The organism is Streptococcus sp. FDAARGOS_256 (assembly GCF_002289235.2).
Classification (GTDB): domain Bacteria; phylum Bacillota; class Bacilli; order Lactobacillales; family Streptococcaceae; genus Streptococcus.
This window is the reverse complement of the sequence record NZ_NTGM02000001.1, coordinates 1,842,423-1,865,206: the sequence shown is the minus strand read 5'-3', so window position 1 is coordinate 1,865,206 and position 22,784 is coordinate 1,842,423. Positions and strand designations below refer to the sequence as shown.

The 22,784-nt window shown below is 43.5% G+C and carries 16 protein-coding genes; 7 read left to right on the top strand and 9 right to left on the bottom strand.

Features of this window, described 5'->3' with window-relative positions; genetic code table 11:
* Positions 1-124 precede the first annotated feature (124 nt).
* Positions 125-5,248, top strand: a complete 5,124-nt coding sequence (locus A6J84_RS09365; protein WP_095726436.1) for an SIALI-17 repeat-containing surface protein — start codon at positions 125-127, stop codon at positions 5,246-5,248.
* 69 nt (positions 5,249-5,317) lie between these two features.
* On the opposite strand, the gene mraY is transcribed toward A6J84_RS09365, so the two are convergent.
* The 4 genes from mraY to rsmH are packed head-to-tail and all read right to left on the bottom strand — an operon-like array spanning position 5,318 to position 9,837.
* Positions 5,318-6,298 (bottom strand): phospho-N-acetylmuramoyl-pentapeptide-transferase, encoded by a 981-nt coding sequence (mraY, locus tag A6J84_RS09360; RefSeq protein ID WP_084881297.1) that lies wholly within the window; start codon positions 6,296-6,298, stop codon positions 5,318-5,320.
* Position 6,299: 1 nt separating this feature from the next.
* On the bottom strand, positions 6,300-8,555 hold the full coding sequence (pbp2X, locus tag A6J84_RS09355) for a penicillin-binding protein PBP2X (protein WP_095726435.1): 2,256 nt from the start codon (positions 8,553-8,555) through the stop codon (positions 6,300-6,302).
* 3 nt (positions 8,556-8,558) lie between these two features.
* Positions 8,559-8,876: a cell division protein FtsL gene (gene ftsL / locus A6J84_RS09350; RefSeq protein ID WP_000840795.1), complete on the bottom strand. Its 318-nt coding sequence runs from the start codon at positions 8,874-8,876 to the stop codon at positions 8,559-8,561.
* A 10-nt stretch (positions 8,877-8,886) separates the two neighbouring features.
* Positions 8,887-9,837, bottom strand: a complete 951-nt coding sequence (gene rsmH, locus A6J84_RS09345) for a 16S rRNA (cytosine(1402)-N(4))-methyltransferase RsmH (protein ID WP_095726434.1) — start codon at positions 9,835-9,837, stop codon at positions 8,887-8,889.
* A gap of 162 nt (positions 9,838-9,999) precedes the next feature.
* On the opposite strand from rsmH, the gene A6J84_RS09340 reads away from it, so the two are divergent.
* The 6 genes from A6J84_RS09340 to A6J84_RS09315 all read left to right on the top strand — a co-directional run bounded on the left by A6J84_RS09340 (position 10,000) and on the right by A6J84_RS09315 (position 18,492).
* A complete protein-coding gene (locus A6J84_RS09340) occupies positions 10,000-10,194 on the top strand; it encodes a helix-turn-helix transcriptional regulator (RefSeq protein WP_070567830.1) in 195 nt (64 codons plus the stop codon).
* A 15-nt stretch (positions 10,195-10,209) separates the two neighbouring features.
* Positions 10,210-10,752 (top strand): DUF3278 domain-containing protein, encoded by a 543-nt coding sequence (locus A6J84_RS09335; protein ID WP_095726433.1) that lies wholly within the window; start codon positions 10,210-10,212, stop codon positions 10,750-10,752.
* 10 nt (positions 10,753-10,762) lie between these two features.
* The gene (locus A6J84_RS10275; protein ID WP_000838130.1) at positions 10,763-11,104 is read left to right on the top strand and encodes a hypothetical protein; all 342 of its coding nucleotides are present in this window, start codon (positions 10,763-10,765) and stop codon (positions 11,102-11,104) included.
* Between the two features lie 12 nt (positions 11,105-11,116).
* Positions 11,117-11,695, top strand: coding sequence for a DUF3278 domain-containing protein (locus A6J84_RS09325; RefSeq protein WP_095726432.1), 579 nt, complete (start codon positions 11,117-11,119; stop codon positions 11,693-11,695).
* Positions 11,692-12,168 (top strand): glutathione peroxidase, encoded by a 477-nt coding sequence (locus A6J84_RS09320; protein WP_095726431.1) that lies wholly within the window; start codon positions 11,692-11,694, stop codon positions 12,166-12,168. The genes A6J84_RS09325 and A6J84_RS09320 overlap by 4 nt, the downstream gene beginning before the upstream one ends.
* A gap of 345 nt (positions 12,169-12,513) precedes the next feature.
* Complete coding sequence (locus A6J84_RS09315; protein WP_095726430.1) at positions 12,514-18,492, top strand: alpha-L-fucosidase; 5,979 nt, start codon at positions 12,514-12,516, stop codon at positions 18,490-18,492.
* 359 nt (positions 18,493-18,851) lie between these two features.
* Here A6J84_RS09315 and A6J84_RS09305 read toward each other — a convergent pair whose 3' ends face one another.
* The 5 genes from A6J84_RS09305 to A6J84_RS09285 all read right to left on the bottom strand — a co-directional run bounded on the left by A6J84_RS09305 (position 18,852) and on the right by A6J84_RS09285 (position 22,772).
* Positions 18,852-19,145, bottom strand: coding sequence for a DUF5960 family protein (locus A6J84_RS09305; protein ID WP_000196988.1), 294 nt, complete (start codon positions 19,143-19,145; stop codon positions 18,852-18,854).
* Complete coding sequence (locus tag A6J84_RS09300; RefSeq protein WP_000567204.1) at positions 19,138-19,500, bottom strand: hypothetical protein; 363 nt, start codon at positions 19,498-19,500, stop codon at positions 19,138-19,140. Before A6J84_RS09300 ends, A6J84_RS09305 begins: the two co-directional genes overlap by 8 nt.
* Complete coding sequence (locus A6J84_RS09295; RefSeq protein WP_000540275.1) at positions 19,497-20,912, bottom strand: Y-family DNA polymerase; 1,416 nt, start codon at positions 20,910-20,912, stop codon at positions 19,497-19,499. The genes A6J84_RS09300 and A6J84_RS09295 overlap by 4 nt, the downstream gene beginning before the upstream one ends.
* Before the next feature lie 3 nt (positions 20,913-20,915).
* Positions 20,916-21,602 (bottom strand): helix-turn-helix transcriptional regulator, encoded by a 687-nt coding sequence (locus A6J84_RS09290; protein ID WP_095726429.1) that lies wholly within the window; start codon positions 21,600-21,602, stop codon positions 20,916-20,918.
* A 204-nt stretch (positions 21,603-21,806) separates the two neighbouring features.
* Complete coding sequence (locus A6J84_RS09285) at positions 21,807-22,772, bottom strand: hypothetical protein (RefSeq protein ID WP_070657072.1); 966 nt, start codon at positions 22,770-22,772, stop codon at positions 21,807-21,809.
* Positions 22,773-22,784: the final 12 nt, after the last annotated feature.

Here is a 22,784-nt window from a genome sequence, read left to right as displayed (position 1 = left end):
CTAAAAAGCTCTTGACAAATGCTAAGCGACCATTAGAATGGGAGGTAAGGAGATAAATAGAAACAAAATAAACGAAACTGCTTTATAAAATGCAAGCGGTTTCTAATAAACGAAGGAGGGTTTTATGAAAAAACACTTTTGGGAGAAATCCTGTCGCTATAGCATCCGAAAGCTGACGGTTGGGACTGCTTCTGTTTTACTAGGGGCTGTTTTTCTAGTCAACCATACTGTAGCTGCAGACAGTGTTGAGGTCAAGCAAACTGAATCAACCTCTGTCGAAGCTATCACTAAGCCTGATAGTGAACCCAAAGCAGCTGAAGCGACTGAAACTACAAAACCGTCTCTAGCCGAGAGTCCAGTAGTTTCCGAAAGCAGGCCAGCTGAGGAGAATCAGAAGACAAATAGTCAAGCTAGTGAAGAAGCCATTGTAGAAGCTAAAGAAAATAAGGAACCTGAAAAAGCAGACCAGCCTGTGACAAAACAAGAAAACTATCAACTCAACTACAATCAGCCAACAGCTCCCTCCTATGACGGATGGGAAAAGCAAGCCCTCCCTGTCGGAAATGGAGAGATGGGAGCCAAGGTTTTCGGACTCATTGGGGAAGAGAGAATCCAGTACAACGAAAAGACCCTCTGGTCAGGAGGACCACAACCCGATAGCACCGACTATAACGGAGGAAACTACAAGGATCGCTACAAGGTCTTAGCAGAGATACGTAAAGCCCTCGAAGCTGGCGACCGCCAAAAAGCAAAACAGCTCGCTGAACAAAATCTAGTTGGACCAAACAACGCCCAGTATGGACGTTACCTAGCCTTTGGTGATATCTTCATGGTCTTCAATAACCAGAAAAAAGGGTTAGATACTGTAACTGATTATCATCGCGGTTTGGATATCACTGAAGCCACTACGACCACTTCTTACACCCAAGATGGGACCACCTTCAAACGCGAAACCTTCTCCAGCTATCCTGATGATGTCACTGTGACCCACTTGACCAAAAAAGGAAACAAGACACTTGACTTTACCCTTTGGAACAGCTTGACAGAAGACTTGCTTGCTAATGGCAACTACTCTTGGGAATATTCCAACTATAAGAATGGTCATGTCACTACAGATGCAAATGGAATCCTTCTAAAGGGAACTGTCAAAGATAACGGCCTCAAATTTGCATCCTATCTAGGAATTAAAACAGACGGAAAGGTGACTGTTCAGGACGAGACACTAACCGTTACAGGCGCAAGTTATGCGACCCTCTATCTCAGTGCCAAGACCAACTTTGCTCAGAATCCAAAAGCCAACTATCGAAAAGACATTGACCTCGAAAAAACAGTTAAAGGGATTGTAGAAGCTGCTAAGGCCAAAGACTACGAGACACTTAAAAAGGCCCATATCAAGGACTATCAAAGTCTCTTTAACCGCGTTAAAATAAACCTAGGCGGAAACAAGACTGCTCAAACGACGAAAGAGGCCCTTCAAGGCTATAACCCAGAAAAAGGGCAAAAATTGGAAGAACTCTTCTTCCAATACGGACGTTATTTACTCATCAGTTCGTCTCGTGATCGGACAGATGCTCTTCCTGCCAACCTACAAGGAGTCTGGAATGCTGTAGACAATCCACCTTGGAATGCTGACTACCACCTCAATGTCAATTTGCAAATGAACTACTGGCCTGCCTATATGAGCAATCTAGCTGAAACAGCCAAGCCAATGATTAATTACATTGACGACATGCGCTATTATGGCCGTATCGCTGCCAAGGAATACGCAGGTATCGAATCCAAAGACGGCCAAGAAAATGGTTGGCTGGTCCACACCCAGGCGACACCATTTGGCTGGACTACTCCAGGCTGGAATTACTATTGGGGTTGGTCTCCAGCTGCTAATGCTTGGATGATGCAGAACGTCTATGACTATTATAAATTCACCAAGGATGAAACCTATCTCAAAGAAAAGATTTACCCAATGCTCAAGGAAACCGCTAAGTTCTGGAACTCCTTCTTGCACTATGACAAGGCCAGTGACCGTTGGGTATCTTCTCCATCCTACTCACCAGAACACGGGACCATCACCATCGGAAATACCTTTGACCAATCGCTAGTCTGGCAGCTATTCCACGACTACATGGAAGTCGCCAACCATCTGAATGTCGACAAAGACTTAGTCACAGAGGTCAAGGCTAAATTTGACAAACTGAAACCACTTTACATCAACAAAGAGAGACGCATTAAGGAATGGTACGAGGAGGACAGTCCGCAATTCACAAATGAAGGGATTGAAAATCACCACCGTCACGTTTCCCATCTAGTTGGTCTCTTCCCAGGTACGCTCTTTAGCAAGGATCAGGCTGAATACCTAGAAGCTGCGCGTGCAACCCTCAATCACCGTGGAGATGGTGGTACAGGTTGGTCTAAGGCCAATAAAATCAACCTCTGGGCTCGTCTGCTGGACGGTAACCGTGCCCATCGCTTACTCGCTGAACAGCTCAAGTACTCAACTCTAGAAAACCTTTGGGATACGCACGCGCCTTTCCAAATCGATGGCAACTTCGGAGCAACTAGTGGGATGGCAGAAATGCTCCTCCAATCTCATACAGGCTATATTGCACCATTACCAGCCCTTCCAGATGCCTGGAAAGACGGTCAGGTTTCTGGCTTGGTTGCTCGAGGAAACTTTGAAGTTAGCATGAAGTGGAAAGATAAAAACCTGCAAAGCTTGTCCTTCCTTTCAAATGTCGGTGGAGACCTAATTGTAGACTATCCAAATATCGAAGCCAGCCAAATCAAGGTCAATGGCAAACCAGTCAAGGCAACGATCCTCAAAAACAATCGCATCCAACTGGCAACACAAAAAGGTGACGTCATTACCTTTGAACACTTCCCTGGTCGTGTAACCAGTCTAACAGCAGTTCGACAAAATGGAGTCACTGCTGAACTCACCTTTAACCAAGTAGAAGGCGCTACCCACTATGTCATCCAAAGACAAGTGAAAGACGCATCTGGCCAAACTTCTGCGACCAGAGAATTTGTAACCAATCAAACCCACTTTATCGACCGATCACTCAATCCTCAACATGCCTATACTTATACTGTAAAGGCTATGCTGGGCGAGCTTTCCACACAAGTGTCTGAACAGGCCACTGTCGAAACCTATAGCGAGTTGATGGACGACCGAGATAGCCGCATCCAGTACGGAGCTGCCTTTGGAAACTGGGCAGACTCAGAATTATTTGGAGGAACAGAGAAATTTGCTGACCTTTCAAAAGGAGACTACACAGACGAAGATCTCACTGCTACCATTCCTTTCACTGGCGTTGGTATCGAAATCTATGGACTGAAATCGTCTGAACTAGGTCTTGCCACTGCTAAAATTGATGGCAAAGAAGTCGGGGAGCTTGACTTCCATACTGCTGGAGCAACTGAAAAAGGTAGTCTCATTGGTCGCTTCGCAGGACTATCTGACGGACCTCACACATTGACTCTTAGTGTTAAACGTGAGCACAAAGGACGTGGTAGTGAGCGCTCGAAAATTTCATTAGACTACTTCAAGATCCTAGCAGGAACAGGCAATACGATTGAAAAAATAGATGATCGCGATTCGCGCATCCAGTATGGTGCCCAGTTTAAGGACTGGTCTGACCCTGAACTCTACGGAGGTACGGAAAAATACGCTGATATTAACAACAGCGACTCTAGTGCAGCTTCAGAAGCTCAGGCAACTATTTCCTTTACAGGGACGGGTATTCGTATCTTTGGCTTAAAGAGCCTCGCTCTTGGACGAGCACGTGTTACACTAGATGGCAAAGAAATGCCAAGTCTAGACTTCTACACTTCAGGTGCAACTGAAAAGAGAGCTTTTATTGGCGAATTTACAAATCTCACTGACGGTCCGCATACCCTGACATTACAAGTTGATCCAGATTCGCCAGAAGGTCGCAAGAAAATCTCTCTAGACTCCTTTGATATCATCAAAGCTCCTGCTGTTGGTATAGATAGCCCGAGCATTGCGCCTCTTAAGGAAAATGACAAAACCATTTCCTTAAGCCTACCAGCTGGAGATTGGGAAGCCATCGCAGTGACCTTCCCAGGAGTCAAAGATCCTCTAGTTTTGCGTAAGGTGGATGAAACGCATCTGGTTACCAGTGGGGATCAGACTATCCTATCAATCCAAGACAATCAAGTTCAAATCCCAATCCCTGACGAAACCAATCGCAAAGCTGGAAATGCCATTGAAGCTTATACCATTCAAGGAAATACCACAAGCAGCCCTATCGTAGCCGTCTTTACTAAAAAGGATGAAAAGAAAGTTGATGAGAAGCAACCAACTACAAGCAAGGGAGAGGAACCAGCTCCTACTGTTGAAATTCCTGAATACACTAAACCTATCGGGACTGCAGGGCAAGAAGTGCCACCCACTGTAGAAAAGCCTGAATACACCGAACCTATCGGAACGGCGGGGCAAGAAGAGTCTCCTACTGTAGAAAAGCCTGAATACACCGAACCTATCGGAACAGCAGGTCAAGAGGAAGCACCTACTGTTGAAAAACCTGAATACACCAAACCTATCGGAACAGCAGGTCAAGAGGAAACTCCTACTGTTGAAAAACCTGAATACACTAAACCTATCGGAACTAGCGGAGATCAGGCCGCTCCAAGCCTTAGCCTTCCTGACTATCCAGTTCAAGTCTTAAAAGATAAGGAGACTGGAGTAGAAATCATCGGTGGAGCCAGCGACTTAGAAGGAATTTCTCACGTTTCTAGCCGACGTGTCCTAGCTCAAGAACTCTTTGGCAAGACCTATGACGCTTACGACCTACAACTTAAAAATCCAACAGATCATAGCGTACAGCCAAAAGGCGCTGTCTTAGTTCGCTTGCCTGTTTCAGCTAGCGTAGAAAACATCTACTACATCACTCCAACCAAGGAGTTGCAAGTCCTTGATTTCACCGTTCGAGACGGAAAGGTAGAATTCATCACTAATCATTTCAGTACCTATGCTGTCGTCTATCAAGCAACTGGAACAAGCTCTAACACAGAGGAAAAACCAAGTACTTCAGATGCAGAAACCTCAGCACACGAGGCTGAACAATTTCCAGCTAGTCCGAGCCTTGCTAAAGCTGGAAATCATTCTCCTAAAGAAGAACTTCCAGCAACAGGAGAAGTGTCCAACCCACTCCTCTTCTTAGCAGGACTCAGCCTAGCCCTTACAGCCACTTTTATGTTAAAAGGGAGAAAGGATGACTCCAACTAACCTTTAAACACACAAAAACAGGATGAAGATCACCTTCATCCTGTTTTATTTTGTCATCAAAAGTTAGTTTTACAGTAGGTATAAAAAGGCTAAGGTCAAGAGACTTGCTAGAAGCCCAACTCCCCAAAAGAAGAAGTCAACCTTCCACTCGCTCCAAGGATTGCCCTTGCCTGAGAATCCTCCAAGCTCGAAATGGTGATGCACAGGTGTCATACGGAAAATACGCTTTCCACCACTAATTTTGAAGTAGGTAACCTGCATCATAACAGAGCTTGTCTCAAAGACATAGATAATCCCAATCAACAAAAGGGTCCATTCTTGGTGGAGGGCCATAGAGATTGCTGCTAGCATCCCACCAAGAGCCAAACTTCCTACATCTCCCATGAAGACCTTGGCAGGTTTGTGGTTAAAGACGAAGAAACCTAGCAAACCACCAATCATGGCAAGAATCACAAGAAGAATATCCAATTGATTTTGCATATAAGCAATCACACCGTAGGCCGATAAGCTAATCACCACGGAAATACTCGCTAAGCCATCAATCCCGTCAGTCAGATTCACCGCATTGGAAAAACCAACTAGCCAGAAAAGGGCAAAGAAAATATAGAAAAAACCCAAATGAACTTGGTAGCCAAAAACTGAAAGCATATCGCCACCACGCTCATAAAAGAGGTAGAAAATCACTCCTCCAAGGAGCTGGAGAGCAAGCTTTTGCTTAGGATTCAAGCCTTCGTTGATCTTACGAAAGACCTTGAGGAAATCATCCAGAAAACCTACCAAACCATACAACACCAAGATAAACAAAATCATGCCTACATTGTTGGTCAATTGTTGGGTAAAGAGAGCAATAAGAAAGCTCACAACTACTGCAACGATAAGGAAGACAAGACCTCCCATGGTTGGAGTCCCAGCTTTAGCTTGGTGTTGTTTGACATCCTCGTGCATCTGCTGACCCGTAATCTGTGCTTTTCGATAAAATCGGATAAAGGCTGGAATGCCAATCAAGGTCAATAGAAAGGCTAGAATTCCAGCACTAATGGAACTAATCATCTTAATCTCCTAAAGTTACTTTCATTTTTTTAATGTCTTTGAGGGCTGTATTGGCACGGACACTTTGTTTCTTGACCGTTTTGCCACTACCTTCCCACTCGACTTCTATATTCAGCCATTTGGCAAATGTTTGCACATTTTCATCTGTCCAGCCATACATATCAGGCATTTCTTCGACCTTATCTGACAGGATCAAGGTCTGCTGATTGGCTTCCAAATTATCTCCTTCAGAAACCGAGAGTTCCTTGATCTTGGTTCCTGTTCCGATAACGATTGGTTGGACAAGGTTACGACGCAATTCCTCTGCTAGGTCTCCTGGAGTAAAGTCCTTGGTAGCTGGCATGGTATAGCTTGTCGTCTTGCTGACCTGATCCAAGCTCTTGGCAGTTGACTGAAGATTGAGGGACTCTTTCGTGGCAGAAGCTCGCTCAAGGATTGGGTTGGCAAACTCCCCAAGCTGAACACCCGAATAATGCTCTGGCTGTTGCACCGTTACATAGAGGATAAAGTCAGGATTTTCTGCAGGATGCATCGACACAACAGAGAAGATATAGTTGGTTTCACCTGTCAGGTAACCCCCATTCTTCTCATCAGCAATCTGAGCAGTCCCGGATTTCAGAGCGACATTTTGCCCCGGAACATTGACATTTGGCTTTCCTGTACTGTGGTTGTACATGGTACCATAGACAGGATCTGTTCCGACCATGACCATGTGATCCCGAGTAGAGGAAGCTGCCGCTTTTGATACAGGATTTCCGACGATTTCCTTTTGAGACTTACGAACAGACTGGTCATTCGGGTCATAGAGGGCGCTGATAAATTTAGGCTCCAACATAACCCCATCATTGGCGATGGCTGTAAAGGCACGTAGCATCTGGGTCTGCGTTACAGAAATCCCCTGACCAAATGCACTCATGGCAATATTGACAATATTATCTGCAGGCAATTGACCTGTGTACTCATCAGTCAGACCAAAACGCGTCGGCACTCCAAACTTAAAGCGGTTTAGATAATCCAACCAAGTAGCATCTCCCATTTTTTGTTCAAGTAGACTCATTCCAACATTACTGGAGTGAGCGAAACCTTGTGAGAAAGTCATCATCCCACCAGTAGTCAAACCATCATTAACATCCCAATCTCGAATCGTCGCATCCGCTATTTTTAATTCACTGCTATTGAAGTATTCTCCACTTGGGAAGGTATTATTATCAATAGAAGAAGCTAACGTCATAACCTTCATGGCTGATCCTGGTTCATAGTTACTTTGATAAAGAATATCTCGCCAGACAAAGTCTTTTGTGATGCCATCCTTGGTATCGGCATTGAAGGTCGGACGTTGGGTCGTAGCGAGGATTTCCCCTGTTTTAGCGCTGACCAAGGTAGCCGTCATATACTTGCCTTTTACCTTTTCCTGGAAGGCATCCATCTGGGTTTCCATAAAGGATTGCAAAGGACTAGAAAGGGTTGTGTAAACATCCTTTCCGTCTACCATGTGTTGGGAAGCCTGCTCCGTACCCGGAACAATATTTCCCAGACGATCCTTCTCATAGGTGATAATCCCATCTGTACCCGCCAGAATGTTATTTAAAGAACTCTCCAATCCAGATGTCCCAATCAAACGTTTGGTCCCATCCTCATTTTCATGGAGTTGCGCTAAACCGATAAAGGAAGAAGCAAACTGTCCATTGGGATAACTACGGTTAGGGCTAGTTGTGAAGTCAACTCCCTCAACGCCAGCAGTTTTGAGGTCATTTTTAATAGCCATCATATTGGCATAGGTGATCCCATTTCCCTTGGTACCAAAGGATACCTGTTTTAGATCTGGTTGAGAAAGCTGTTCTTTGACATAAGACTCTTCCATATCTAGGTATTTATGGAAAATCTCAGCCACCTTATTAAATTGAGAATCCTCTACATAGAGAATTTTGCCTGTTGCTGACTTGTAGGTCTTGTCAATAACGGCATAGATATTATACGAAGTCGCATCTTCTGCAATAGGCGTTCCATTACGATCGTAGATGGTTCCCCGTTTTGCAGGAATCGTCTTGGTTGTTTGATGGACCTTGTTGGCTTCTTGAACCAAGTCCTTACCAAATTTTTTACCCGTTCCGATAATGACCGCAAAGTTGACCAAAAAGACCGCGAAGAGTATGACAGCCAATAAACTCAGGCTTTTCCCTACTCTTCGGCGATTTTCTTCTGGAGATTTACGGTTACGAACGGCATAACGGATGATTTTTTCTTTCCACTGTTTCATTTCTTACTCCGCTGCTCGGATATTTTCGTTATTCAGCTGCAAATCCTTGGAGTTTGCAATCTCTTTCAAACGTTCTGAACGAATCAATTCATTGACCTCTTGCTTGGCATCGTCTAGCTCAGTTTTCTTTTCTTCGATTTGAGCATTGACCTTGGTCAATTCATTCTGAACTTGTAATAGCTTGGTTTGCATAAACACAACGCTAATTGCCAGGATAATCATTGTTGCAGCAATCGAAACATAGAAGGCCTTTTCCACACGTGAAAAACCTTTAAACTTCGTTTGCAATAACTGACTTGTTTTTTCGATTCTTTCTGCCATGTTTTTCCTCTTACTTGTGAATTTTTCTAGCCACGCGCAACTTGGCTGAATGCGAACGATTGTTGGCTTCTAGCTCTTCGGCACTTGGCAAGATTGGTTTGCGGGATACCAATTCCATCTTAGGCTTAAGATCATCTGGAATGAAGGGCAAGCCTTTGGGAACTTCCACTGTTGAAGCTTCTTTGAATAATTGCTTGGTCAAGCGATCTTCCAGAGAATGGAAGGTAATGACCGAGATTCTACCATCCAAAGCCAGCATGTCCATGGCCTGCTGGATAGATTCATCTGCAGCGCCCAGCTCATCATTGACTTCGATTCGGATAGCCTGGAAAATCTGCTTGGCAGGGTGCCCCTTTTTCTTGAGCTCCTTGGCAGGCTTGGCCGACTTGATAATCTCTGCCAACTCCGTCGTTGTCTCAATTGGTTTCACCTCACGCGCTTGCTCAATCTTACGGGCAATCTGTTTAGAAAACTTATCCTCACCATACTTGAAAAAGATCCGAACCAAGTCATGATAGTCATAACGATTGACCACCTCATAGGCCGTCAGACTAGCTTCTTGATTCATCCGCATATCCAGTGGCGCATCCTTTTTATAAGAAAAACCACGTTCACGCTGATCCAGCTGAGGACTGGACACCCCTAAGTCATAACAAATTCCATCAATTTCCTGGACACCAGCCTCCTGCAAACGTGCCTGCAAATGACGGAAGTTATCCTTGATAAAGGTTACCATCCCTTTTTCGATATAGGGTGCCAACCGTTTATGCGCGTTGTCAATGGCATTCTGGTCCTGGTCAAAGGCATAGAGATGCCCTTTTTCGCTCAATTTACTTAATAAATATTCGCTATGGCCTGCTCCACCCAAAGTCGCATCAACGTAGATACCGTCAGGTTTTACGTCAAGCATATCAATCGTTTCATGAAGCAAGACCGTTACATGATGAAATTCTTTTGTCATATCCTATCTATTTTACCACAAATCTGACCAGCTTGCACTTGTCAGACAAGGCTAAGTTTCTTCGAAAAAAATTCTCAAAAATATGTCATATATACTTGACATCTCATCCCCAAAATAATATAATGTAGTCAAATATATACGACATATCAGAAAGGAGACCCTATGAATCGTGTCAAAGAATTCCGCAAGGAACTGGGTATTTCTCAGCTCGAGCTCGCCAAAGATATCGGTGTCTCGAGACAGACCATCAACATGATTGAAAATGACAAGTACAATCCAACCCTGGAACTCTGTCTCAATCTCGCCCACAGCCTCCAAACTGACCTTAACAGTCTCTTTTGGGAAGACGATTTTTAAAAAAGGAGCAAACAAATGAAAAAAGAAACTCTCACTGACAAACTTATCAAACGCACATACGGCATTTCTGGCCCCCTTGACGAACACAAACGGCGCGAGGCCGATCGTATCGGGAATCAGGTCTTTATCGTTCTCTTTTATCTCATGATATTTGGCAACCTCATCCCCTTTGTCCTTGCTTATAAATACCCTCAAATTGTCGCTATCGGTTATCCTCTCGTAGTGTTTGGCATTTCGATGGTAGCTGCCCTCTATGTGGTCTCTCAAACCAAGAAAACGGGCATCACAGCTATTGATCCCGAAATGTTAAGTAAGAAAGAAAGTAAACAACTGCATTTTCCTGGTCTAAAAGCCGGTCTAATCTATGGCATGGGCATGTTCTTTGGAATACCACTTCTAAATGTCCTAACCGATGATAGCAAGGATTATCTTGGTTCTCTTTTAAATACAGGACATTTTGTATCAACTATCCTAGCTACTTTCGTCTTCGGAGTGACTATACAAATTATCGTCTCTCTTCGCATTCAAAAGGCCAAGAAAGACCAAGAAGACGACTAGGAGGTGCCTTATGAAATCACTAGCTAGACTACTGATCAGTCATGTTTTTATCAGTATCTTTGTTACCTTTTTCCTACTTTCTGGACATATTGAGCATCCTTTCTTGATTATCTTTCTTTTATTCCTTCCTGTATTGAACAAGGGACAGAGATTCCAGAAAATCCAATCAAAAAAAATACGTCTTCTAAACGCATCTCTCTGTTTTATCCTCGTATCCTTTCCACAACTTTTAACAAATCCTATGGATTGGAGATACCTGGTATTTCTAATAATCTGTATCATTTTTAGTTTGGTTTACTTCTATACTCTCTATCAACTCTTTAAAGAAATCAATCAAAAATCGCTCATTTAGGAGATTACTCCCATGAAAAAAGAAGATCTCACCACTCGCTTACTCAAACTATTCTTTCACATACAAGGCCCCTTTGATGAATGCCGCCAAGAGATAATCTACAAGGCAGGTGCCCGTGCCTTAATCCAAATCGTATACTCCTCCCTCCTACTCTTCCTGTTCTATCTCCTATTTGGACGCTTCATAGAGTTGGTGCGAGATGCCATGCCCTACCTCTATTTTGGACTTATCTTCGTCCTCTCATCTAGGGCGAGACTAGCAGTTCGCGACTTACATTTGGACAAGGATGACCCGTCCGAAATCCATCATAAAAGCTACAGCAAAAGCCAAATCAACCTTCGTAGTTGGGGTGTATTCATCAGCATTCCAATTGGCTTGTTTGTCTTATCAGCCTTTCACAAACTCTTTGTTCAGCATCTTCCCCTCGATACCTTTTGGGACAATCTCTCCCAGTTCGATAAAATGCTCCCTTTACTAGTCTTGGGTTTGGGAATTGGTGCCATCTTTGGAACCATGACCTATGCCTTTTTATCGGAACACGAGATGAAACACTCTGAATCAGGAATGCATAAGGAGAATATAGAAAAATGACCAGTATATATGATTTTTCCGTTTTGAATCAAAACAACCAAGCAACTCCCCTGGAGAGCTATCGTGGCAAGATTCTCTTGATTGTCAACACTGCTACTGGATGTGGTTTAACGCCCCAGTACCAGGGACTTCAAGAACTCTATGAACGCTATCAAGATAAGGGCTTTGAAATCCTAGATTTCCCTTGCAATCAGTTTATGGGACAAGCACCTGGCAGCGCAGAGGAAATCAATAGTTTCTGCAGTCTACACTATCAGACCACTTTTCCTCGCTTTGCCAAGATTAAGGTCAACGGCAAGGAAGCAGATCCTCTTTATGTTTGGCTAAAAGACCAGAAAACTGGCCCGCTAGGAAAACGAATCGAATGGAATTTTGCTAAGTTTCTCATTGGTCGAGATGGGCAAGTCCTTGAGCGCTTCTCTTCCAAAACAGACCCCCAAACCATCCAAGAGTCTCTCCAGAAAATACTCTAATTTCTTTTCAAAACGTATCCTTTTATTTAGTTTGAGCCCTGAAAGGATGCGTTTTTTCTTTAAAAAGTAACGGATTTTCTTTAATTTATATTTATTTTTTTGCTTTTTGCTATTGCAATTCTTTCATTAATTTAGTATATTTGTTATATTAAAAACTTTTAGTCATTTTAAGGGAGAAATGGCCTATTAAATTTTTTTATCTTAAAATGAAAGCGCTTTATAAATTAGGGGGTAAGGGGTTTACAAATTATAAGGGAATTTATTTATCGTAAAATAAAGACACAACCAAGTTAAGCTTGGGCTCGGGTAGTAGCTGACTGCCTTTCTAAAAACTAGGAGTATATTATGAATCGATACCTTTTTGAAAAAGGGCAAACATTTAGCATTCGGAAGTTGACTGTAGGTGTGGCATCTGTTATCGTGGGACTGGCATTTTTTGCTTCTGGAACCGTGCGTGCAGACGAAATGTCTCCTACCACAACATCCAATTTAGATCAGCAAATGAAACAAGTAGCAGATATAGAAGAGACCAAGGCTGAACCAGTCAAAGAAGAAGGTCGTGTAGAAGCTGAAAAACAAGAAATATCTGCTGCCGATACCAACAGTGCTGACTTGCTCCCTGAAGACATTCAGGACCGTGCCTATCCCGACACACCTGTCAAAGAACTCGATACGACTACTATCGTTGACCAGAAAGCTAGTCCAAAAGTAGAAACTAAGAGCATTCTAAAGGACAAGGAAGAAGCTCCAAAAGAAGCTGAGAATGGAAACCGTGCTATTATTAACGGTGGACAAGACCTCAAACACATCAACTACGAGGGACAACCTGCTACTGCTGCTACTATGGTTTACAGCACTTACAACGCAGGAGAACAACGCTACCTCGTTTCAGGCTCAGGTATCTTTGTAGCACCTAACCTGATCCTTACCGTTGCTCATAACTTCTTAGAGGCCAATAAAGAAACTGGCGAGGGTCACATTCGTGGTGGAAAATCTGCCCAGTTCTACTATAACGTTGGTTCAAACAGCGAAAAGAAAAACTCACTGCCATCTTCTGGAACTACGGTTTTATTCAGAGAAAAAGATATCCATTTCTGGAACAAGAAGGAGTTTGGAAAAGGCTATAAAAACGACCTTGCTCTTGTAGAAGCTCCTATTCCTCTTCCGATTGCTAGTCCAAACAAAGCAGCAACCTTTGCGCCTTTAGCGGAGCACAAGACACATCAGCCGGGAGAAGCCATCAGTACGATTGGCTACCCAACTGACTCGAGCTCAAAAGAACTGAAACAACCTATCCTAGCTGGTCAGCTTTACAAGGCAGATGGGACCATCCGATCTGTTGAGTCCTATGATGATAAAGGAACGACTGGTATCACCTACAAAACCACTTCTGTATCTGGTTTGTCTGGTGGCGGGATTGTGGATAGCCAAGGAAAAGTTCTGGGTGTCCATCAACACGGAACCGTTGACAATGGTGTAGCTGAAAAGGATCGCTTTGGTGGTGGACTCGTCCTTTCACCTGAACAACTGAAATGGGTGAAGGACATGATTGCCAAGTATGGTGTGAAAGGCTGGTACCAGGGAGACAACGGAAATCGTTACTACTTTACTGATGAAGGGCGTATGCTTCGGAATGAGAAAGCTGTGATCGGAAGCAACGAATATTCCTTTAACCAAGATGGGATTGCTACCTTGACCAAGGGAGTTGAATACGGTCGTGTGGTTATCCAACACGAAGACGAAGAAGGAAATCCTGTCAAAGATAATGATACCTTTATCGAACAGACAGCTGTTGATTCGCCATTTGATTATAATTTCAAAAAAGAAATCGAGAAAACGGACTTCTATCAGAAGAATAAAGACAAATACGAAATTGTATCCATTGATGGTGTAGCGGTCAATAAACAACTAAAGGATGCTTGGGCTGAAGATCACAATGTTGTCAGCAAAGCGCCTGCCGGTACACGTGTCATCAAGGTAGTCTATAAAGTCAACAAAGGCTCCTTCAAAGTTTACTACCGTCAAAAAGGAACCACTACTGAACTAGCGGAAGCGACAGTTGATAACAATGACGGTCAAGAGTATGACGTTTCCTTTGTCAACACCTTCCATGCAAAAGACATTGCTGGCTACCGTCCAGTCAAGGCTAGTTTGGAAGCAAGGATCCAGCAAAAAGGGGTGAATGAGGTCGTCTTTGAATACGAGCCAGTCGCTGATACAGCTAATCCAACGACACCGACTCCACCAGTGGCTCATCCAGAAGATAAAGAAACCGAAATTGGCAATCATGGACCTCTTCCAAGCAAGGCTCAACTCGATTACCACAAGGAAGAATTGGCAGCCTTCATCCACTACGGAATGAACACCTATACCAATTCTGAATGGGGAAATGGGAAAGAAGACCCTCGATACTTCAATCCAACCAACTTGGATACTGACCAGTGGATTCGCACCCTGAAGGAAACGGGCTTCAAACGAACCATTATGGTTGTTAAACACCACGACGGTTTCGTTGCTTACCCTTCTAAGTATACGGATCATACTGTAGCTGCCAGCCCATGGAAAGATGGAAAGGGTGACCTTCTCGAAGAAGTTTCCAAGTCTGCCAGCAAGTACGACATGAATATGGGTGTTTACTTGTCACCATGGGATGCCAATCATCCAAAATACCATGTTGCAACCGAAAAGGAATACAACCAATACTATCTCAACCAACTGAAAGAAATCCTTGGAAACCCAAAATACGGAAATAAAGGGAAATTCATCGAAGTTTGGATGGACGGTGCGCGTGGTAGCGGTGCCCAAAAAGTGACCTATACCTTTGATGAATGGTTCAAATACATCAAAGAAGCTGAAGGAGATATCGCCATCTTCTCTGCTCAACCAACAAGCGTTCGCTGGATCGGAAATGAACGTGGTATCGCTGGTGACCCTGTATGGCATAAAGTTAAACGGGCCAACATCACAGACGATGTGAAAAACGAATACCTCAACCATGGTGACCCAGATGGTGATATGTATTCTGTAGGGGAAGCTGACGTTTCGATCCGTTCAGGCTGGTTCTATCATGACAATCAACAGCCGAAATCACTCAAAGAGTTGATGGATATCTACTTCAAATCTGTTGGTCGTGGAACCCCACTCCTTCTCAACATTCCACCAAACAAAGAAGGAAAATTCGCAGATGCGGATGTGGCTCGCTTGAAGGAATTCAAGGCAACCCTAGACCAAATGTATGCGACTGACTTTGCCAAAGGCGCGACTGTAACAGCAAGTTCTACTCGTCAAAACCACCTCTACAAGGAAAGTCACCTCACAGACGGTACAGATGACACCAGCTGGGCGCTCTCAAATGATGCCACAACCGGTAGCTTTACAGTCGATTTGGGGCAAAAGAGACGATTTGACGTCGTTGAACTCAAGGAAGATATCGCCAAAGGTCAACGTATCTCAGGTTTCAAGATTGAAGTCGAAATCAACGGACGCTGGGTGACATATGGTGAAGGTTCGACCGTTGGTTACCGTCGCTTGATTCAAGGCAAGCCTGTAGAAGCACAAAAAATCCGTGTAACCATCACCGGTGCTCAAGCAACCCCAATCTTAACCAACTTCTCAGTCTACAAGACACCAAGCAGCATTGAAAAGACAGATGGCTACCCTCTTGGACTGGAATACCACTCAAACACAACGGCAGATACAGCTGGAACAACTTGGTACAATGAATCTGAAGGTGTTCGTGGCACTTCTATGTGGACCAATCAAAAAGACGCCAAAGTCAGCTATACCTTCACAGGAACCAAGGCCTATGTCGTCTCTACGGTCGATCCAGGTCACGGAGAAATGTCCGTCTACGTTGATGGTCAAAAGGTTGCAGATGTGCAAACTAAGAATGCTAGTCGTAAACGCAGCCAAAAAGTCTTTGAGACAGGCGATTTAGCACCAGGCCAACACACTATTACCCTCGTGAACAAAACAGGCGAACCAATTGCTACAGAAGGAATCTACACCCTAAACAATGATAGTAAAGGGATGTTTGAACTCGAGTCTACTAACTACGAAGTCGAAAAAGGAAAACCAGTCACTGTTAAGATTAAGCGTGTTGGTGGAAGCAAGGGGACTGCTACTGTTCGCTTCATCACAGAACCTGGAACTGGTGTTCACGGTAAAGTTTACCAAGATACAACTCAAGATGTGACCTTTAAAGACGGAGAAACAGAAAAGACTGTGACCATCCCAACGATTGACTTTACAGAACAAGCCGACTCTATCTTTGACTTCAAAGCCAAGCTCACTTCTGTCACTGATGGTGCCCTGCTAGGTTTCGCTACCGATGCAACCATCCAAGTGATGAAAGCTGAATTGCTGATCAAGGACCAAACAAGTTATGATGACCAAGCTAGTCAGTTGGATTACAGTCCTGGCTGGCACCATGAAACCAATTCGGCAGACAAGTACCAAAAGACTGAGTCTTGGGCTTCCTTTGGCCGCTTAACTGATGAGCAAAAGAAAAAGACAACTGTCACAGCCTACTTCTACGGTACTGGACTTGATATCAAGGGCTATGTTGATCCAAATCATGGTATCTACAAAATCTTCCTAGATGGCAAAGAAGTTCCTTACCAAGATGGAATGGGAAATGCTTCAACTATTGATGGTAAGAAATACTTTAGCGGTCGTGCAGCCCAACGTCAAGGCAATCAAACTCTAGTTAGCCTAAAAGGTCTGGACGAAAACCTGCACGCAGTCACCCTTCAACTAGATCCTGATCGAAACGATTTATCTCAAAATATCGGTATTCAGGTGGACCAATTTATCACTCGTGGCGAAGGCAGTGAACTCTACAGCAAGGCAGATATCATCCAGTCTATCTCTAAATGGAAAGATGATCTGTCCAACTTTGATCCAGCAGGCTTGAAAAATACGGCTACTGCACGCCAAGCTTTCCAAGCAAATCTAGAAAAATTGAGAAACCAACTCAGTGCTGATGCAGTGGATGTTCAGGATGTCATGTTGACAGTCAGTGCCCTACAAGATATCCTATCCAAGGATGAGAACTATCAAAGAGGCCAAGAGGAACCTAGTCCAGAGCAACCGGAACAGCCTGAAGAACCTTCTAAACCTGAGCAACCAGCTGAACCAAAACAACCGGAAATTGAGTATGATAAGGCTATGGACAGCTTGACAAAAGCTATCGAGAAAAAAGTCGCTGAGCTTGGATCCAACAAGGAAGCTAAGAAGAAATTATTAGAAATTGCTGACCAAGCCATTGCTGCCATCCAAGAAGCTAAAACTCAGGAAGCAGTCAATCAAGCGCTAGAAACTGCTCTCGAACAAATCAACAAACTCGAAGCGGCTCAGCCTGAGAAACCTGCTCAACCTGAGAAACCAGCTCAGCCTGAAAAACCAACTCAACCGGAAACTCCGGCTCAGCCTGAGAAACCGACTCAACCGGAAACTCCAGCTCAGCCTGAAAAGCCGACTCAACCTGAGAATCCAGTTCAACCGGAAAAACCGGCTCAGCCTGAAAAGCCAGCGCAACCGGAACAACCAACTCAACCTGAGAATCCAGTTCAACCAGAAAAACCGGCTCAGCCTGAAAAACCGGCTCAACCTGAGAAACCTGCTCAACCTGAACAACCGGCTCAGCCTGAAACTCCGGCTCAGCCTGAAAAGCCAGTTCAACCGGAAAAACCGGCTCAACCTGAGAAACCGGCGCAACCGGAAAAGCCAGCTCAGCCTGAAAAGCCAGCTCAGCCTGAAAAGCCGACTCAACCTGAGAAACCGGCGCAACCTGAGAAACCAATTACTTCTTCAAGTCCTGAGGAAGGGGTTAAAGACCTTGTCTTTACACTTCCAAGCTTAGAAATCGTCAATAAGGTCGTACCGTTCAAGACGATTCGTCGCGAAAACCCACAATTAGACAAAGGAAAAGAGCAAGTTCTATCAGAAGGGAAAGACGGTCTCTTAGTCGAGTATGTTGAAGTGGACGGTGACAATCGCAAGGTTCTCCAAACAGAAGCAACTCCAGCTCAAGATCGAGTGATTGAGGTAGGTAGCAAACAAAGCTCAGTTGGAACAGAAGCGCCACCAGTTGTGACTCTTCCTGAGTATGTTCTACCAAGAGAGACTGAAAAACCTGCGCCAGCCGTAACAGATAATTCATCATCAAAAGATGAAAAAGCTCCTGTTACAGCTACAGTCAAAGAAGACAAGGAAAGACTACTCCCTGCAACTGGGGAACAAGAAGCAAGTGCCTTCCTCTTCTTGGCAGCCATTACTTCTATCTTGTCTCTCCTCATCTTCCAAAAGAATTTCAAAGACTAATAACCCTCTTTGATTGATTCTTTCTAATGATTCAGTTCCCCCGTTGAGAAGACCATTTGGTCTTCTCTTTTTCTATCTGTAAAATTAAAAAACATCCACAAATATACATGGATGTTTTGGTATGACTCTATAAAATAAGATGATCATTGAGAATAGCTGTTCTCAAATCCAACCACGTTTTCAAATAAACGCTCATCTAAAAAGAGAGTGCCCCTTGTCTTACCTCATCCGAACTACCATTATAAGTTTCTGCAAGAACTCCACAGATAAAAGATGGTGTTTCGAATTCCAATACCATGAGATCTTCTGACGTTCACAAGCCATCTTTCCTAAATCAAACTTCCCTCTTCTACACCTAGTCACTGACTACTATTTTTGAGTCCAGCGTATGCATAGGTTCGATTTCTGGGACACTCTTTTTCCGTCACCACCCTAAAATAAAAGCGATGCTCCCGCCCATCCTTGGCGTTTTCCTTGTTTAAGACAAAGTAGTTTTTCTGATTCATCGCCATAGTGCGTAGGATGTCATCGATCAAAAAAGTCAAAGGCACATTCATAGCAGAGTATTTTTGAAAATCCTCTTCAAAACGAATATAGGCTTCTGAAAAATAATCCATCTGCAGTTTGTTTTCATACAAGTCTTTTCTAGTCATACACTCCCTCCTCCCACAGTCGAATTTCGAGGACATCTACTACCTCTACCAGCCTATAGCCCTCATTGGTCCTAATAGATAGAGTTTGAGGTGATAATTCGCTTACCTCACCAATGATCGTGGTTTTATGCCTTCTTTCCTTGACTACAAAGCATCCCTTCAGTTGCCCGACATAAAGCTGTGAAAGCAAGAGCAACTTCTCAACGGGATTCAAACTCGTCGAAAAAGCAACCCGATTTCTTTCTTCACCGAGTGAACTAGTATGCTCTGAGAGGAAAAAGCCCATCCACTTCTGCATCCCTGGATCTTGATAGTCACGCGCAGATGGAAAGGGTAAATAAGAACGATCAATCATTTTAGTCCATCTAATCCTCCAGCAGAATGCCCCCCAATCAGCTTGCTTCTGGCAAGACTCCTAGAGGCTTCTTCCAGTGCATTGGCCTTTAAGAGGGAGGTAAAACCAAATTGTTCCCGAATGGCATCAATAGCCGTCTGGAGCCTTTCTTCTTTTTCTAACTTGTCAACATCATCAAAGAGGGAGATCAAGCCAAAGGACTCGTCCACAAATCCTGAATAGTTGACTCCGACACTTCTGATCGCTCCAGAAGTGTATTTATTATGAAATAGCTTCAAAACATAATCCGTTAAGATAGCTGTATTATTGGTCGGTTCGACCTTCATTTGTGTGTGAATAGACGACCTGACCTCCAGTTTAGAGAAACCAACATAGAGAGAGACAAGGGTTGTTTTCTTGCCCGCCCTTCTCAGTCTAATAGCCACCTGCTCCGCCATTTCTCGGAGAATAATTTCGATATCCCGTAGCTTCACGTAGTCTCTCGGCAAGATTTGAGAATTTCCTAACCCTTGAGACTTGGCTTTATAGGGCTTATGAACATTGCTCTCATCAATCCCGTTAGCATGAAACCACAAACGCAGGCCAGCCTGACCAAGTGTTTTCTGTAGCTGGTCTGGATTACTGGTGGCCAATTCTCTGATGGAAAAAATCCCCAGAGCATGCAAGCGTTTCTCCATCCGCCTGCCAATCCCCCAAAAGTCCGTCATCTTGGGAATGGCCCAAACCTTCTCTTCCACATCCTGGTAAGACCAGTTGGCCCTCATGGTCGGAGTGTGCTTGGCCTCATTATCCAGAGCCAACTTGGCCAGTAAGGGGTTGGCATTGGACATACCCACTGTAGAGTAGATCCCTGTCTGCCTCCAAATATCCCTCTGGATGCGAGCAGAAAGCATATCTAGCTTGTCTTTGCGAGAGATACTCTTGTCTGGGATGAAATAGTTGAGCGAACTAGTCAGATCGATAAAGCCCTCATCGATAGAGTAGGGATAAATATCATCTGGACTACCATAGTTTTGAAAGATTCGCTGGATTTCCATATTGACCGCTATGTATTCATCCATCCTAGGTGGCACAACCAAAGTCACTTGAGCCCAATCTTCGATGTAGCGAACATAGTCTAAGTCAGTAGGCAAGCCTTGCTTTCGAGCATTGTAATAGGAAAATTTGCGCGTTTTGATATCAAAAGGCAGATCATAGGCCCGGCCAACATTGGACTTGCCAAAAATCTTCTTAAACATGGGAGAGGAAGCTAATATAAGGCCAGTAGAATTATCCGCGCGACTCATGACACAAAGCGAGGTCTTCAGCGGATGCAAGCCCCGTTTCACACACTCAACGCTGGCATAAAAAGATTTCATATCGACAAAGGCAATATCACTTTTGGGCTCTCTGGAATAATCAAAGTAGCCCATAGGCTAACCCTCCATCGGCACAAAATTCCCAACAATAATCCCCACAATCCGAGGATCTTCCTCATAGGAGATGAAAATATCCTTGTATTTAGGATTGATAGAGACCAGACGCAAGCCATCTTCCTCCCGATAAACCCGTTTGATATAGGTCTGGTTGTTGCAAACCACTGCATAAACCGCCCCATCATAATCAAATCCGGTCTCTCGAATCAAAGCCACGGAACCATTTTGATATTTAGGTTCCATGGAGTCCCCAGCCACCCAGGAAGCAAAATCGTGGGCTAGTTCTTCATTAAAGTAAACGGTATCAAAATTTCTATCGTCATATACCGAAGCCCCGATCCCTGCTGACATGCGTTCATAGACACGATACTCGTAGAGGCGCTCTGGCATGGTCGCCACCTTCTGTGTTTGTTCCTCTTGAGCTAGGTTGCGAGCATAGAGCACAACCTTGTCCTTCCCTTGCTTGGAGAGGCTATTGTAGAGACGAACAATCTCAATCTGAGTAAAATACCCTTTTGCAACTTTTAAAATCTTTTCTAGCTGGGTAACCTTCTCCTTGGATGGTTCCTTAATTCCACGTTCCCAAGCCGAGTAAGCCTGAAAACTAATCCCTAATTCCTCTGCAATTTCCTTCTGTGTCAATTTTAACTCTTTTCTCCGAGCCTTGAGTTTTTCTGGTTGGTACATGATTCACCCCCTAGTGTGATGTTTTATTGAGAATATCTCTCTTAGAAAAACAAATCGACGGTTGAGCTTACATTTCTAAAACTCAACCAATCCGGTTTAGTTTTATTATATAAAAAAAGTGGACGATTGTCCACTGGGAAAATCAAATTTTAACAGACACAACTGGAGATTCTAAACAAAAGACTGACCTAGCCCTAGCAACTCCTACTCTAATTTTTGCAACAGCTTTACAACTTGACTATTTTCAATCTTCACATAGTATACACCACTATCATTGACAAGTTTATCCTCTTTATACTTAGCAATTTTGACAGCATAAAGACCGCGTGGTAGGGGGTGGTTGGCAAAAAATTCCTTCATGAGCGCTTCAAGCTCTTTAAGATAGTCATCATACAAGAGATCTCTTTTTTCCTTCGGAACGAAATATTGAAATTCAAATATTGGTATAAAAATCTCTTTTTGGAAAAGATATTGAGCATCCATTGGATACATCCCTTGCAGAGCTTGGCCCTTGCTTTGATTTTCCTCTAATATTTCATTATAAAGATAGATATTATCAGATTGGTTATTAAATTCAAAACCAATACCTTGATACTTCAAATCAGGAAGTTGAGGATCTTTGATTGAACTGTCCAGTGTTTTTAAAAACTCGCTGGTTCCTGGACTAACTTCAATCCCTAAATAGGCTAATTCTGGGAAAACATCATAAATTTTTTTATCATTTTTGTGATCAACCTCTGCATCTGTCTTTCCATATGTTTCACTTTTCGAAAAGCGAGTATAGTATTTAAATCGAGTTTTAACCTGATAGGTTTTTCCAGCTATATTTTCACTATAGGTACCATGGATTATAAATCCTCCCACACTTGTATAGTTTTTCTCGTATTTTTCTAACTCAAACTGTCCTGTAAGACCGTAATTTTGATAAGAACGATGCACAGCTTGCTCAATCTCAGTTCGACTTGCATGGGCAAACAGCCCCCACATATCCATTAGAGAAAAAATCGGACTGAACACTGTGAAGATTACCATTGGGATCACTATGGATAAGCAACCTATTAATAGCCAATTTCTTTTCTTGGCGTTTCCTTCAGATTTTTTAGCAGTTTTCTGTTTCCTTTTTAAGATTAGAATGAGCAAAACCAAAAGCACTAATACTAATAAAACCAAGCTACAATCTCC